General features: G+C 68.2%; 13 protein-coding genes. 8 read left to right on the forward strand and 5 right to left on the reverse strand.

Annotated elements, in window-relative coordinates:
* Positions 1-40: 40 nt before the first annotated feature.
* Positions 41-442 carry a carboxymuconolactone decarboxylase family protein gene (locus tag HJG44_RS11145; RefSeq protein ID WP_171218446.1) on the reverse strand — a complete coding sequence of 134 codons (402 nt, stop codon included), beginning with the start codon at positions 440-442 and terminating at the stop codon, positions 41-43.
* A 113-nt stretch (positions 443-555) separates the two neighbouring features.
* Here HJG44_RS11145 and HJG44_RS11150 point away from each other — a divergent pair, with 113 nt between their 5' ends.
* The 7 genes from HJG44_RS11150 to HJG44_RS11180 all read left to right on the forward strand — a co-directional run bounded on the left by HJG44_RS11150 (position 556) and on the right by HJG44_RS11180 (position 8,625).
* Positions 556-1,356 (forward strand): SDR family NAD(P)-dependent oxidoreductase, encoded by an 801-nt coding sequence (locus HJG44_RS11150; RefSeq protein WP_171218447.1) that lies wholly within the window; start codon positions 556-558, stop codon positions 1,354-1,356.
* A gap of 92 nt (positions 1,357-1,448) precedes the next feature.
* Complete coding sequence (locus HJG44_RS11155) at positions 1,449-2,351, forward strand: NAD(P)-dependent oxidoreductase (RefSeq protein ID WP_171218448.1); 903 nt, start codon at positions 1,449-1,451, stop codon at positions 2,349-2,351.
* A 151-nt stretch (positions 2,352-2,502) separates the two neighbouring features.
* A complete protein-coding gene (locus HJG44_RS11160) occupies positions 2,503-3,456 on the forward strand; it encodes a branched-chain amino acid ABC transporter permease (protein WP_210261061.1) in 954 nt (317 codons plus the stop codon).
* Between the two features lie 3 nt (positions 3,457-3,459).
* Entirely contained in the window at positions 3,460-5,304 is a 1,845-nt protein-coding gene (locus HJG44_RS11165) for a branched-chain amino acid ABC transporter ATP-binding protein/permease (RefSeq protein ID WP_171218449.1), read from the forward strand.
* Positions 5,291-5,998: an ABC transporter ATP-binding protein gene (locus HJG44_RS11170; protein ID WP_171218450.1), complete on the forward strand. Its 708-nt coding sequence runs from the start codon at positions 5,291-5,293 to the stop codon at positions 5,996-5,998. Before HJG44_RS11165 ends, HJG44_RS11170 begins: the two co-directional genes overlap by 14 nt.
* 29 nt (positions 5,999-6,027) lie before the next feature.
* A complete protein-coding gene (locus tag HJG44_RS11175) occupies positions 6,028-7,251 on the forward strand; it encodes an ABC transporter substrate-binding protein (RefSeq protein ID WP_171218451.1) in 1,224 nt (407 codons plus the stop codon).
* A 138-nt stretch (positions 7,252-7,389) separates the two neighbouring features.
* Positions 7,390-8,625 carry an ABC transporter substrate-binding protein gene (locus HJG44_RS11180; RefSeq protein ID WP_171218452.1) on the forward strand — a complete coding sequence of 412 codons (1,236 nt, stop codon included), beginning with the start codon at positions 7,390-7,392 and terminating at the stop codon, positions 8,623-8,625.
* Positions 8,626-8,720: 95 nt separating this feature from the next.
* Here HJG44_RS11180 and sseA read toward each other — a convergent pair whose 3' ends face one another.
* The 4 genes from sseA to HJG44_RS11200 all read right to left on the reverse strand — a co-directional run bounded on the left by sseA (position 8,721) and on the right by HJG44_RS11200 (position 11,436).
* A complete protein-coding gene (gene sseA, locus HJG44_RS11185) occupies positions 8,721-9,569 on the reverse strand; it encodes a 3-mercaptopyruvate sulfurtransferase (RefSeq protein WP_171218453.1) in 849 nt (282 codons plus the stop codon).
* 46 nt (positions 9,570-9,615) lie between these two features.
* Positions 9,616-9,819 (reverse strand): integrase, encoded by a 204-nt coding sequence (locus tag HJG44_RS11190; protein ID WP_171218454.1) that lies wholly within the window; start codon positions 9,817-9,819, stop codon positions 9,616-9,618.
* Positions 9,820-9,880: 61 nt separating this feature from the next.
* Positions 9,881-10,591, reverse strand: a complete 711-nt coding sequence (locus tag HJG44_RS11195; RefSeq protein ID WP_171218455.1) for an alanyl-tRNA editing protein — start codon at positions 10,589-10,591, stop codon at positions 9,881-9,883.
* The gene (locus HJG44_RS11200) at positions 10,591-11,436 is read right to left on the reverse strand and encodes a fumarylacetoacetate hydrolase family protein (RefSeq protein ID WP_171218456.1); all 846 of its coding nucleotides are present in this window, start codon (positions 11,434-11,436) and stop codon (positions 10,591-10,593) included. The genes HJG44_RS11195 and HJG44_RS11200 overlap by 1 nt, the downstream gene beginning before the upstream one ends.
* A 261-nt stretch (positions 11,437-11,697) precedes the next feature.
* On the opposite strand from HJG44_RS11200, the gene HJG44_RS11205 reads away from it, so the two are divergent.
* Complete coding sequence (locus tag HJG44_RS11205) at positions 11,698-12,987, forward strand: OmpP1/FadL family transporter (RefSeq protein ID WP_171218457.1); 1,290 nt, start codon at positions 11,698-11,700, stop codon at positions 12,985-12,987.
* Positions 12,988-13,031 lie beyond the last annotated feature (44 nt).

The raw sequence follows: 13,031 nt of genomic DNA on the forward strand, positions 1-13,031 counted from the left end.
AAGCCGCTTCACGCCCTCCGCCGGCCGAAAGACGCAGCCCTTACTTGCCCGCGTCGACGTCCGCGAAGACCTCCTGCGCGAGCCGAGTGCTCTCCATCATGGCGGGGACGCCGCAATAGATGCCGATCTGCATGATGATCTCGCGGATCTCGTCCCGCGAGACGCCGTTCCGCAGCGCGCCGCGGCAGTGAAGCTTGAACTCGTGGCCCCGCCCGAGGGCGGAGAGCATCGCGAGGTTCAGCATGGAGCGGGTCTTCCGGTCGAGGCCTTCCCGGCCCCAGACATGGCCCCAGCAATACTCCGTCACGAGCTGCTGGATGGGGGCGGAGAAGTCGTCCGCCTTGGCGAGCATGCGCTCGAGATGATCGGCGCCGGCGACCTCGCCGCGGATCTTCTTGCCCTTCTTGAAGAGGTCGCTCTGAAACTCTGGGCGTTCGGCCATGCTAGCTCACCTTGCGCATTGCCTTGATGGTTTGACAGCGGGACATCCTGTCTGTCAACCTGACAATATCAGCCGGTCTGCAGGGCCGGAACTGGGCGGGGAACAGCGCGAGGATGTCGGACGGGACGCGGTCTCTCGCCGGGCGGAAGGCTCTCGTTACGGGCTCGACCGGAGGGCTCGGTCTCGCCATAGCCGACAGTCTCGCGCGCGAAGGCTGCAGCATCGTCCTGAACGGCCTGATTTCCCCCGAGGAGGGCGGGGCTCTCGGCCGCGACATCGCGCGCCGGCACGGCGTCGAGGCGGTCTTCCATGGCGCCGACCTCGCCAGGCCCGAGGCGATCGAGGCGCTGGTCTGGACCGCGAAGGCGGAATTCGGCGAGCTCGACATCGTCGTCAACAACGCCGTCGTCCGGCAATTCGCGCCGGTGGAACTGATGCCGATCGCGGGCTGGGATCAGTCGATCGCCGTGAATCTGTCGGCGGCCTTCCACACGATCCGGCTGACGCTGCCGGGCATGCGCAAGCGCGGCTTCGGGCGCATCGTGAACGTGTCTTCGATCTACGGCCTCATCGGCGCGACGAACCGCGCCGACTACGTCACCACGAAGACGGCACTGATCGGGCTGACGCGCGCTGTCGCCCTGGAAACGGCGGAGAGCGGCATCACCTGCAACGCCATCTGCCCGGGCACGGTCCCGACCGAGGCCATCACGGAGCGCATCTGCGGCATCGCGGCGTCGGCCGGCATCACGGAGGCGGCTGCGACGAAGGAATATCTCGCAACGCGCCAGCCGACGCGCCGCTTCGTCGCGACCGAGGGCGTCGCGGCGCTGATCGCCTTCCTGTGCGGCGAGGGGGGACGCGACATCACCGGGGCGGCGCTGCCGGTGGACGGAGCTTGGTCCATCGCATGACGGGATTGTCAGACCGTCAGGCAGGAATATAGTGAGTGAAAGACGGGCGCCTCGCCCAAGAGGTCCTGAAGGCCCCGATCGGGAGGACGGAAATGGCGGGTGAGGTGATCGGCTTCGTCGGGGTCGGCCGCATGGGCGGGCCGATGGCGGGCCGGCTGATCGAGGCCGGGCACAAGCTCGTCGTCTTCGACGCGCAGAATTCCGCCACGACGCCGCTCGTCGACCGCGGGGCGCAGCTCGGCTCATCGCCCCAGGACGTAGCCTCCCGCGCGGACATCGTCCTCGTGAGCCTGCCGACGCCGGACATCGTGAAGAGCGTGGTCCTTGGGGAGGGCGGGCTGATCCATGGCTCGCGCGCGAAGGTGGTCGTCGACCTCTCGACCACAGGCCCCAGCACGGCTGCGCAGGTGGCAGGCGAGCTGGCGAAAAAAGGCATCGACTGGGTCGATTGCCCGGTAAGCGGCGGCATCGCGGGCGCGACCAACGGCACGCTTGCCGTGATCGTCTCGGGCAGGAAGCCCGTATACGAGCGCGTCGAGCCCATCCTGAAGACCTTCGGCAAACTGTTTTTCACGGGCGAGAAGCCCGGCCTCGCGCAATCGGCGAAACTCGCCAACAACCTGCTCGCCGCTGCTGCGCTCGTCATCACCTCGGAGGGGATGGCAATGGCCGTGAAGTCGGGCGTCGACGCCAAGGTGATGATCGACATCATCAACGTCTCGAGCGGCCGCAACAGCGCGAGTCAGGACAAGTTCCCCAAGGCGGTCCTGACGCGCACCTTCGATTTCGGCTTCGAGACGGGGCTCTCCTACAAGGACGTGCGCCTCTGCGTGGACGAGGCGGAGGCCATGGGCGTTCCGATGGTGGTCGGAGCGGCCGTGCGGCAGATGCTTGCCGTCACGCAGGCGAAATTCGGGCCGAGATCCGACTTCACCTCGATCGCCAAGGTCGTCGAGGAATGGGCCGGCGTCGAGATAAAGCCGGCCAATCCGTGAGCGGCTCGATGCTTCGCGCGCTGATCCCTCCCCAGCCGGGGAGGGCCGAGTCGCGGCGCAGCCGCGAACCGGGGTGGGGACCGGTTGGCGGGTACGTCCCCCTCCGTCAGGCCCTGCGGGCCTGCCACCTCCCCCTGCAGGGGGAGGATCAATGAGCGCGCAGCTCATCGAGAACATGCTCCAGGCGCTGGTGGCCGGGCTCCTGGTCGGCGCGATCTACGGCCTGATGTGCGTCGGGCTGGCGCTGATCTTCGGCATCATGCGGGTCATCAACTTCGCCCAGGGCGACTTCATGATGCTCGGGATGTATGCCGCCTTCTATCTCGTGCTCGGGCTCGCCACCCAGCTCGGGCTGACCGGCGGCATCACGCCCTATATCGGCATCCTGCTCACCGGGCCGTTCCTCTTCGTGGTCGGCTACGCCATCCACGGTTTCCTGATCTCGCAGGTCTCCGGCACGCGCTCGGCGCGGCTGGAAGGCGAAGGGCACTACGCCCAGCTCATCCTGACGCTCGGGATCGCGCTCGTGATCCAGAACGGGGCGCTGATCGCATTCGGGTCGCAGCTCATCTCGATCCGCACCCCGCTCTCCGCCAGCGCCTGGACGATCCCGCTGCTCGATGGGGACGTCATGCTCTTCGTCAACAAGGCCCGGGGCGTGGCCGCGCTGATCTCGGTCGCCACGATCGTGGCCCTCACGGTGCTGATCGGCCGCTCGCGCCTCGGCAAGGCGCTGCGGGCATCCGCCGACAACCCGGACGCCGCCACCTTCATGGGGATCGACGTCGCCCGTGCGCACCGCGTCGCATTCGGGCTCGGCGTGGCCGTGACCGCCATCGCGGGAGGGCTCCTCGCGACCAACCTGCCGTTCCACCCGTTCGTCGGCATCGACTACGTGATCGTGATGTATGCCGGGGTCGTACTGGGCGGCATGGGCTCCATCGGCGGCGCCTTCTGGGGCGGCATGACCATCGGGCTCGTGCAGCAGCTCTCCACCCTGATCCTGCCGACGCAGCTCCAGAACACGGCGATCTTCGTCGTCTTCCTCCTCATCGTCTTCTTCAGGCCGCAGGGGTTCTTCGGCCGCGTGGCGGAACGGACCTGAGCGATGAACGCCGTCCGCTCCCTCGGCCCGCTCGCGCTCTTCGCGCTCGCCTATGCGGCGGTCGCGATGGTGATCACCAACTCGTATTACCAGCTCATGCTGACGCTGGTCCTCGTCTGGGCGGTGTTCGGCCTCTCCTGGAACGTGCTCAGCGGCTATACGGGCCTGATCTCCTTCGGCCATGCCGCCTTCTTCGGCATCGGCGCCTATACGACGGTGCTGGGCCAAGTTTATTTCAACCTCTCGCCCTGGATCACGATTCCGATCGCGGTGGCGCTCGGCGCGCTCGCGGGCCTCATCGTCGGCTTCCCGACCTTCCGGCTGCGCGGCCATTACTTCGCGCTCGCGATGCTCGCCTACCCGCTTGCGCTTCTCTACGTCTTCGAGTGGCTCGGCTACCAGGAGCTGACGCTGCCGATGCGGCGCGATGCGCCCTTCACCTACATGCAGTTCGAGGATCCGCGCATCAACACGCTGATCGCGCTGGTCATGCTGGTCGCGACCGTGATCGCGACGCGCTTCATCGAGCGCTCGCGCTTCGGGATGGCGCTTCTCGCCATCAAGCAGAACGAGGCGGCGGCCGAGGCGGCCGGGATCGACACGCTCCGGTGGAAGCTGCGGGCCATCACGGTCTCGGCCGCGATCGCCGCGATGGCGGGCGGCTTCTACACGGTCGTCCTGCTCGTTGTGACGCCGCCCTCCGTGTTCGGGATGCTCGTATCGGCTCAGGCCCTGACGGTGGCCATGTTCGGCGGCGTCGGCACGGTCTGGGGCCCGGTGCTCGGGTCCGTGATCCTCATCCCGATCAGCGAGATCCTCCACGCCGAGCTCGGCGCCAGGATCCCGGGCATCCAGGGCGTCGTCTTCGGCCTCGCCATCATCGCCGTGATCCTGCTCGCGCCTGAGGGGATCTACTGGCGCGTCCGCGACCTCCTGCGGAAGCGCTCGCTTGCCAAGTCCGGCGCCGGCATGCCCTCCCCCTTGCGGGGAGGGCCGAGCCTGAGCGAAGCGGAGATCCGGGGCGGAGATGGTGCAAGCGGCACTGCCGGCGTCCCATCCGGCCCCACCCCCAGCCCCTCCCCGCAAGGGGGAGGGGAGCTGCGTAGGGGCGACGACGTCATCCTGTCCGTCCAGGGCGTCTCGAAGTCTTTCGGCGGCCTGAAGGCGGTGCAGAACGTCAGCTTCGACGTGCTGCGCGGGGAGATACTCGGCATCATCGGCCCGAACGGCGCCGGCAAGACCACTTTGTTCAACCTGCTGAACGGCTTCCTGCGGCCGGATGCCGGGCGCGTCCTGCTCGACGGAACCGAGATGGTCGGAAGGAAGCCGCATGAGCTCTGCCGGGCGGGCGTCGGCCGCACCTTCCAGGTCATGCGGCCGTTCCTGCGCATGTCGGTCGCCGACAATGTGGTCGTCGGCGCCTACGTGCATGCCGAGACGGACGAGGAGGCGCGCCGCCGCGCGGACGAGGCGATCGCGACCGTGGGCCTGACCGATGTCGCGGACCGGCTCGGCGGCGAGCTCACGACCAAGCAGCTCCGCCTCATGGAACTCGCCCGGGCGCTCGCGGGCCGCCCGCGTCTCCTCCTGCTCGACGAGACGCTCGCGGGGCTCGGCCATTCCGAGGTCGGCGACGTCCTCGCGGTCATCCGCAAGCTCGCCCGGAGCGGCATCACCATCGTGATCATCGAGCACACGATGGGCGCGATGGTGCAGCTCGTGGACCGCTTCGTCGTGCTCGACCACGGGATGGTGCTCGTCGAGGGGGTGCCGAAGACCGTCACCAAGGACCGCCGCGTGATCGAGGCCTATCTCGGCAAGAAGTGGAGCGCCCATGTTGACGCTTGAGGGCGTCCACGCGGGCTACACCGCGATCCCCGTCCTGAACGGCGTCTCGATCCGGGTGGACGAGGGCCAGTTCGTCGCCATCGTCGGCCCCAATGGCGCCGGGAAGACCACGATCTTCCGCACGATATCCGGCACGCTCCGGCCCTTCGCGGGCCGGATCACCTTCGACGGGCAGGACCTCGCGGCCGTCCGGCCGGACAGGCGCCCGCATCTCGGCATCGCGCATGTGCCTGAGGGCCGCCAGGTCTTCGCCTCGCTCACCGTCTTCGAGAACTTGGAGATGGGCGCCTATACGGAGGCGGGACGCCGGGCCTGGAAGGAGAACCTCGAGGCCATCCTCGGCTGGTTCCCGGTCCTGGCGGAGCGCCGCAACCAGCTCGCCGGGACGCTGTCGGGCGGCGAGCAGCAGATGCTGGCGATCGGCCGCGGCCTCGCCTCCTCGCCGCGGCTGCTCATGCTGGACGAGCCCTCCATGGGGCTGTCGCCCGCCATCGCCGACCTCATCTTCGAGAAGCTCCTCGAGATCCGGAAGCACTCGCGGCTCACCATCCTGCTCGTGGAGCAGCGCGTCGCGGAGGCGCTCGAATCCGCCGACCGGGGCTACGTGCTGGAGGCCGGCCGCGTTGTGCTTGAGGGGCCGAACTCGGCGCTGCGCGCCGACGACCGCGTCCGGCAGGCCTATCTCGGGATGTAGCCGACAGACCAAATCGGGAGGAACGATCAATGGCAGACCTGACACGGCGAACGCTCATCGGCTCGACGGCCATTGCCCTGGCAGCCCCCTCCATCGTGCGCGCGCAGAGCCCCACCGAGGTCAAGGTCGGGCTCATCGTCCCGCTCTCCGGCCTTTATGCGCGCCCGGCCTCGGTCATGCGGATGGGCGCCGAGATCGGCATCGACGACGTGAACGCGGCGGGCGGCATCAAGGCGCTCGGCGGGGCGAAGCTGAAGCTCGTCCTCATCGATTGCGGCGATACGGTCGAGAAGGCCAAGAACGCCGCCCAGCGCATGGTGGCGCAGGAGACCGATCTCGTCGCGGCGACCGGCGCCTATCTCTCCTCCTTCACGCTCGCGGTCACCGAGGTGACCGAGCGCGCGCAGCTTCCCGTCCTGACGCTGTCCTATTCGGACCTCCTGACCGACCGAGGCTTCAAGTACATCTTCCAGACGGCTGCGACCGCGAGCTCTCAATCCGAGCAGGGCCTGCCGGAGCTGATGAAGCTCGCCGAGACCGCCTCGGGCAAGCGGCCGAAGACGGTTGCCATCGTGATGGATAACACTGCGACCTCGGTCGCGACCGCGAAGGCCCTCAAGGAGAAGCTGTTCAAGCAGCTCGGGCTCGAACTCGTGGTGGATGAGGTCTGGACGCCGCCGCTCGCGGACGCGACGCCGCTCATCCAGAAGGTGCGGGCGGCGCGGCCGGACCTCCTCTTTGCGATGCCGAACGCCGTCTCGGACGCCAAGCTCCTGGTCGAGAAGATGAACGAGTTCGGTCTCGGCCAGGGCCGCATCCCGACCATCTCCTTCTCGATCACCATCGCCGAGCCGGACGTGCTCCAGAGCGTCTCGCCGCAGGTGCTCCAAGGCGTGATGACGGTCGTGGCGAACTGGGGCTTCAAGGGTCACGAGCGGCTCATCGCCGAGGTGAAGAGGCGCTACAACGAGCCCTGGGCGACCCAGAACGTCATCTCAACCTACGGCGACATCTGGCTCATGGCGGCGGCGCTCGAGCAGGCGGGCAAGCCCGACAAGGAGGCCGTGGCCCAGGCGCTCCGCACGATGGATGGCGGGCCGGCCAAGTACTATCCGGGCGGGCAGCTCAAGTTCGACGAGAAGGGCCGCCGCGTCGGGGCGGGCGTCACCATCGTCCAGTGGCAGAACGGCGTGCCCGTGACGGTCTTCCCGAAGGAGATTGCGGTCGCCGAGCCGTTCTGGCCGAAGCGCTGACTTGAGGCCGTCGTTCCGGACGAACCGAGCGGAGATCCGGAACCCGCGAACGAGCTCAGGAGCCCCGTCGTAGGTTCCGGGTTCCGCTTCGCGGGCCCCGGAATGACGGAGAGAAAGAAACAACCAGGGAGGAACACCATGACCAGTCGTTACGACCTGACCCGCCGCACCCTTCTGGGCACGGCGGCCGCTTCCATGGCCCTGCCCGGCATCGTGCGGGCGCAGAACCCAACCGAGGTGAAGGTGGCCCTCCTCGTGCCGATCTCCGGCATGTATTCCCGTTTCGGCACCGTGATGCGGATGGGAGCCGAGATGGCGCTCGACCACATCAATGCGGAGGGCGGCGTCAGATCGCTCGGCGGCGCCAAGCTGAAGCTCGTGGTGCTCGATTGCGGCGACACGACCGAGAAGGCCAAGAACGCCGCGCAGCGCATGGTCGCGCAGGAGCCGGACATCGTCGCGGCGAGCGGCTCCTATCTTTCCTCCTTCACGCTCGCCGTGACCGAGGTGACCGAGCGCGCGCAGCTTCCTGTGCTGACGCTCTCCTATTCGGACCTGATCACGGCGCGCGGCTTCAAATACGTCTTCCAGACCTCGGCGACGGCCGCGTCCCAGGCCGAGCAGGCGCTTCCCGAGATCCTGAAGCTCGCCGAGACCGCCTCCGGCCGGAAGCCCCAGACGGTCGCGATCGTCACCGACAACACAGGGGCCTCGGTCGCTTCCGTGAAGCCGATGCGCGAGGGGCTGCTGCAGCGGCTCGGCCTGAAGCTCGTCGTCGACGAGACCTTCACGCCGCCGATCGCGGATGCGACCCCGCTCATCCAGAAGGTCAGGGCGGCGCGGCCCGACCTCTTCTTCTTCCTTCCTACCGTCATCTCGGACGCCAAGCTCGTCCTCGAGAAGATGAACGAGTTCGGCATGGGGCAGGGCAAGGTGCCGACGATCTCCTTCGGCATCGCCATCGCCATGCCGGACATCCTGAACACGGTCTCGGCCGACCTCCTGCAGGGCGTGCTCACCTGCGTCGGCAACTGGGGCGTGAAGGGCCAGGAGAAGCTGATCGCCGAGCTGAAGAGCCGCTACAACGAACCCTGGATGGACCAGAACGCGATCTCGACCTACGGCGACATGTGGATCATCAAGGAGGCGCTGGAGAAGGCCGGCAAGGCGGACCGGGTCGCGGTCGCGGACGCGCTGCGAAACCTCGATCTTGGCCCCTCCAAGTACTATCCGGGCGGCCTGACCAAGTTCGACGCGATGGGTCGCCGCGTCGGCGCGGGCCTCACCGTGGTGCAGTGGCAGAACGGCGTGCCCTACACGGTCTTCCCGACCGAGCTCGCCACCGCAAAGCCGTTCTGGCCGAAGAGCAGCTGAGCGGCTCCGGCCGGGGGTGCCGAACCCAGCGCTTGCCGTTCCCCGGCCCTCCTCCGGCGATCTGCTGCGGCCTCGGACTTCCTGGCGCGCCGCTCCTATGCGGGCCCGGTCACCACCGGCGTGTCGTCGCGCGAGCCCCACTCGGCCCAGGACCCGTCATAGAGCGCAGGTGCGGGACGGCCCGTCCGCTCGATCGCCAGGACCAGGATCGCGGCGGTCACGCCCGAGCCGCAACTCGTGAGGATCGGCTTGTCGGGGTCGATGCCGGCCGCCGCGAGGGCGGCTTCGATCGTGGCCGGGTCCGCGAGCCGTCCGTCCTGCAACACGCCCGCATAATGCAGGTTGCGCGCACCCGGCATGTGGCCCGACCGCATGCCTGGCCGGGGTTCAGGCTCCTCCCCGGTGAAGCGGGCGGCCGAGCGCGCATCGAGGACCTGGGCGGAGCCGTCGGCGAGCGCGCGCGCGACATCCTCCCGGCTCGCGACCGCCGCCTCGTCGAACCGCGCCGCGAACTCGACCGGATCGCGCGGCTCGGGCTCGCCGCTTTCCAGCGGAAGACCGGCCGCGCGCCAGGCCGGGAGCCCTCCGTCGAGCACCGCGACCCGCGGCGCTCCGAAGGTGCGGAACGTCCAGGCGACGCGCGGGGCCGCGAAGAGCCCGAGCCCGTCATAGGCGACGATGGTGTGCTCGTCGGAAATGCCCATCGCGCCGACGGCCGCGGCGAATTCGTCGGCGTCCGGCAGCATGTGCGGCAGCGGGGAGCGCCTGTCCTTCACGACATCGATATCGAACCGGATGGCGCCCGGGATATGGGCGTTGAGGTATTCGGCATCGGCATCGCGGTTCTGCGTCGGCAGGTAGTAGGAGCCGTCGAGCACGATCACGTTCGGATCGCCGAGGCGCTGCGACAGCCATTCGGGGGAGACGACGTCGATCTTGGGCATGCTGGCCTTCCTACAGCGAGCGGTCAGCTGATTTGCGGGATGAACGTCAGCCAACAAGCAGGCGGATAACGATCCCGAACCCGCCGATAACGGATGCGAGCACGAACCCGAGCATCCACTTCAGGAGCTGGATGTCGCCCTTGATGGTCGCAATCTCATCCTTGCAGGTTGCGACTTCTTCGGCGGCCTTCTGTGCCTTGTCGTCAGGCACGCCAGCGTCCCTGAGCGCACCGTAGAGGTTGCCGAGCATTACAGCCATGGCATGGAATGTAGGTGCCGCCGCCAGGTTCGTCGAGATCGCGACGAAGCCGTCAGGCGAGCCTGATCCGCACGCGGCGGTTCTGCTTGCCCTTCTTCTCGATATCCGTAACCGTCACACGGCCGATCTCGCCCGTGCGCCGCACATGCGTCCCGCCGCAGGGCTGGAGATCGATGCCCTCGATCTCCACGAGCCGCACCCGGCCGGAACCGCGCGGCGGCTTGACCGACATCGTCTTGACGAGGCCCGGATTGGCGTCGAGCTCCTCGTCCGTGATCCAGCGGAAGGAGACCGGCGCGTCCTGATCCACCAGCGCCTGGAGCTTTTCCGTGAGCTCCGCCTTGTCGAGCCCCGCCTCCTGGATGTCGAAATCGAGCCGGCCCTCGCCCTCGCCGATCGCGCCGCCCGTGACCGGGTAGGGCAGGACGACGCTCAGAAGGTGGAGCGCCGTATGCACCCGCATGCGCGGCCAGCGCTTCTCCCAGTCGAGCTCCACCCTGACGCGGTCGCCGGGAGAGGGAAGGGCGACCCCGGGCGCGGGCAGATGCACGATCGCCGCCCGGTCGGGGCCGTAGACCGTATTGGCGATTTCCAGCGCCGATCCGTCGGATCGGACGATCCGCCCGGCATCGCCGGGCTGCCCGCCTCCCTGGCCGTAGAGGACGGTCCGGTCGAGCACGATCCCGCCCTCAGGCGTGATCGCGACCACGCTCGCCGCGCAGTCGCGCAGATACGCATCGTCCCGGAAAAGTGGCTCCGTCATCAGCCGGCGAAGGCCTTCACCTGCTGGCGCTGCTCGCCGAGGCGCTCGATCCCGAGAGTCATCACGTCGCCGGGCTTCAGATAGCGCGGCGGCTTCATCCCGAGCCCGACCCCGGGCGGCGTGCCCGTGGTGATGACGTCGCCCGGCTCGAGCGTCATGAAGTGCGAGCAGTAGGAGACGATCTTCGCGCAATCGAAGATCATCGTGTTGGTGTTGCCCGTCTGCATGCGCTCGCCGTTCACGTCGAGCCACATGGCGAGGTTCTGCACGTCCGGAATCTCGTCGGGCGTGACGAGCCACGGGCCGAGCGGTCCGAAGGTCGGGCAGCCCTTGCCCTTCATCCATTGCCCGGCGCGCTCGAGCTGGAATTCGCGCTCGGAGACGTCGTTGCAGATCGTGTAGCCGGCCACGTGGTCCAGCGCCTCGTTTGCGGCCACATAGGAGGCGCGCCGGCCGATCACGATGGCGATCTCGATCTCCCAGTCGGTCTTGCTAGACCCCTTCGGGATGATCACGTCGTCGTTCGGGCCGACGATGCAGGACGGCGCCTTCGAGAACAGGATGGGCTCGGCCGGAATGGGCTGGCCCGCCTCCGCCGCATGGTCGGCGTAGTTGAGCCCGACGGCGATGAAGTGGCCGACCCGGGCGACCGGGCAGCCGAGGCGGGCGCCGGCAGGCGCCTCGGGCAGGCTCGCCGGATCGAGCCCGCGCAGCTTGGCGAAACCCGAAGAGAGCGCGTCCGCATCGATGTCCGGGATCAGGCCCGAGAGGTCGCGGACCGTTCCGTCGGAGGCCACGATCCCGGGCTTCTCCCGGCCCGGCTCTCCAAAACGCACGAGCTTCATGTCCGAATTCCTCCCTTGGGCGCGCGATCTCTAGCGATCGCACGCCCGGCCGCAAGAGAGGAGCTGGCCCGAAGGGCTCTTCCGCCACCGTCGATTGTGGCCGCCGCGCAACTGAAAGCCGGATTCGCGGCCTCGAAGGGTAGGATCAGAGCACGGCGCCGCTCCTGCAGATTGCGGCGAAGTGGTGGCTCCGACACAGTTCAGACGCGGCGCTGCGGATCCGATTCGCAGGGTGGCCAACCATCGGGGTCGAGGAAACGGATGAAGCTCGGGCGTGCCTTTCTTCTTGGGGTCGGGTCCGCGGCGGTCCTGGCCGGTGCGGCGGGAAGCGCCCATGCGGGGGCGTTCGGGCTGCGGAGCCAGAGCACGATCGCGATCGGCCAGGCCTATGCGGGCGCGGCCGCCGGCGCTGCTGGCGTCTCGTCGGCCTTCTGGAACCCGGCCACCATCACCATGCATCCGGGCTTCCAGAGCGAATACAACTTCACCTTCGTGGACGCCTATGCGCGGATCTCGCCCACGCCGCCGACACCGGGCGCCCTTCTCGCGCTGGGCGGCTCAGGCGACATCGCGCAGAATGCCTTCGTGCCGGCCACCTACAGCTCGCGGCAGCTCACCGACCGGATCTGGATCGGCGTGGCGAGTGCGGCGCCGTTCGGCAGCGTCACGAAGCCCAACACCCCCTGGGCGGGCCAGTTCTATTCGCGATCATCGCGCATCGTCTCGCTGAGCTTCGCGCCGCTCGTCGGCATCAAGGTCAACGATTGGCTGTCTATCGGCGGCGGGCCGATCATCCAGTACTTTAAGGTACGGCTGAACAGCGCCGGCCCAGCCGGAAGCAACGTCATGCTGGAAGGGGACGATTGGGGGGGCGGCGGCACCGTGGGCGTGACGGTCACGCCCGCACCCGGCACCGTGCTGGGCGTCGGCTACCGCTCGACGATCGATCATGCGCTGCAGGGCACCTTTCGCACGGCGGCGGCCGTGCTTCCCATCCGTGTGAAGGTCAGCACGCCCGACCAGCTCACCTTCGGCGTGAGCCAGGCCATCACGCCCGACTTCCGGCTGAACGCGGCCTTCGAATGGATGAACTGGAGCCGCCTGCGGTCGCCCGCGATCCGCCTGGAGGGCCCGGGCGTGACGATCGGGCAGTTCCCGCTCAACTACAAGGATGGCTATCTCGTCTCGGTCGGCGGCGAGTACCAGCTCAATCCGCAATGGGCATTGCGCGCCGGCGTCGGCTACGAGTGGTCGCCGATCGACACGAGCAACCGCTCGACGCGGCTGCCCGATACCGACCGCGTCCACGCCTCCGTCGGTGCAAGCTACGCCTGGAACGACAAGCTGACGATCAACGCCTCCTATGCGCATTACTTCGCGGTCGGGAACAGGCGGATCGCGATCGCGCCCGGCAACCCGCTCTTCAATGCGGCCGCGGGGCCCTTCTTCGCCGACACCCAGGCCGACGTGAACCTGTTCTCGCTCTCCGCCCGCTACCGCTGGGACGACCCGAAGGTCTCCGAGCCCGCACCGATCATCCGCAAGTACTGAGCGCAAGACGGCCGGCAGAGCCGGGCCCGAGATCGAATCGGAAG

The organism is Enterovirga aerilata, from assembly GCF_013044135.1.
In the GTDB taxonomy this organism is placed as follows: domain Bacteria; phylum Pseudomonadota; class Alphaproteobacteria; order Rhizobiales; family Beijerinckiaceae; genus Enterovirga; species Enterovirga aerilata.

Bases quoted from the DNA above. Each gene is read 5' to 3' on its own strand.
- HJG44_RS11145 (WP_171218446.1), bottom strand. From the start codon at position 442: ATGGCCGAACGCCCAGAGTTTCAGAGCGACCTCTTCAAGAAGGGCAAG.
- HJG44_RS11150 (WP_171218447.1), top strand. From the start codon at position 556: ATGTCGGACGGGACGCGGTCTCTCGCCGGGCGGAAGGCTCTCGTTACG.
- HJG44_RS11155 (WP_171218448.1), top strand. From the start codon at position 1,449: ATGGCGGGTGAGGTGATCGGCTTCGTCGGGGTCGGCCGCATGGGCGGG.
- HJG44_RS11160 (WP_210261061.1), top strand. From the start codon at position 2,503: ATGAGCGCGCAGCTCATCGAGAACATGCTCCAGGCGCTGGTGGCCGGG.
- HJG44_RS11165 (WP_171218449.1), top strand. From the start codon at position 3,460: ATGAACGCCGTCCGCTCCCTCGGCCCGCTCGCGCTCTTCGCGCTCGCC.
- HJG44_RS11170 (WP_171218450.1), top strand. From the start codon at position 5,291: ATGTTGACGCTTGAGGGCGTCCACGCGGGCTACACCGCGATCCCCGTC.
- HJG44_RS11175 (WP_171218451.1), top strand. From the start codon at position 6,028: ATGGCAGACCTGACACGGCGAACGCTCATCGGCTCGACGGCCATTGCC.
- HJG44_RS11180 (WP_171218452.1), top strand. From the start codon at position 7,390: ATGACCAGTCGTTACGACCTGACCCGCCGCACCCTTCTGGGCACGGCG.
- sseA (WP_171218453.1), bottom strand. From the start codon at position 9,569: ATGCCCAAGATCGACGTCGTCTCCCCCGAATGGCTGTCGCAGCGCCTC.
- HJG44_RS11190 (WP_171218454.1), bottom strand. From the start codon at position 9,819: ATGCTCGGCAACCTCTACGGTGCGCTCAGGGACGCTGGCGTGCCTGAC.
- HJG44_RS11195 (WP_171218455.1), bottom strand. From the start codon at position 10,591: ATGACGGAGCCACTTTTCCGGGACGATGCGTATCTGCGCGACTGCGCG.
- HJG44_RS11200 (WP_171218456.1), bottom strand. From the start codon at position 11,436: ATGAAGCTCGTGCGTTTTGGAGAGCCGGGCCGGGAGAAGCCCGGGATC.
- HJG44_RS11205 (WP_171218457.1), top strand. From the start codon at position 11,698: ATGAAGCTCGGGCGTGCCTTTCTTCTTGGGGTCGGGTCCGCGGCGGTC.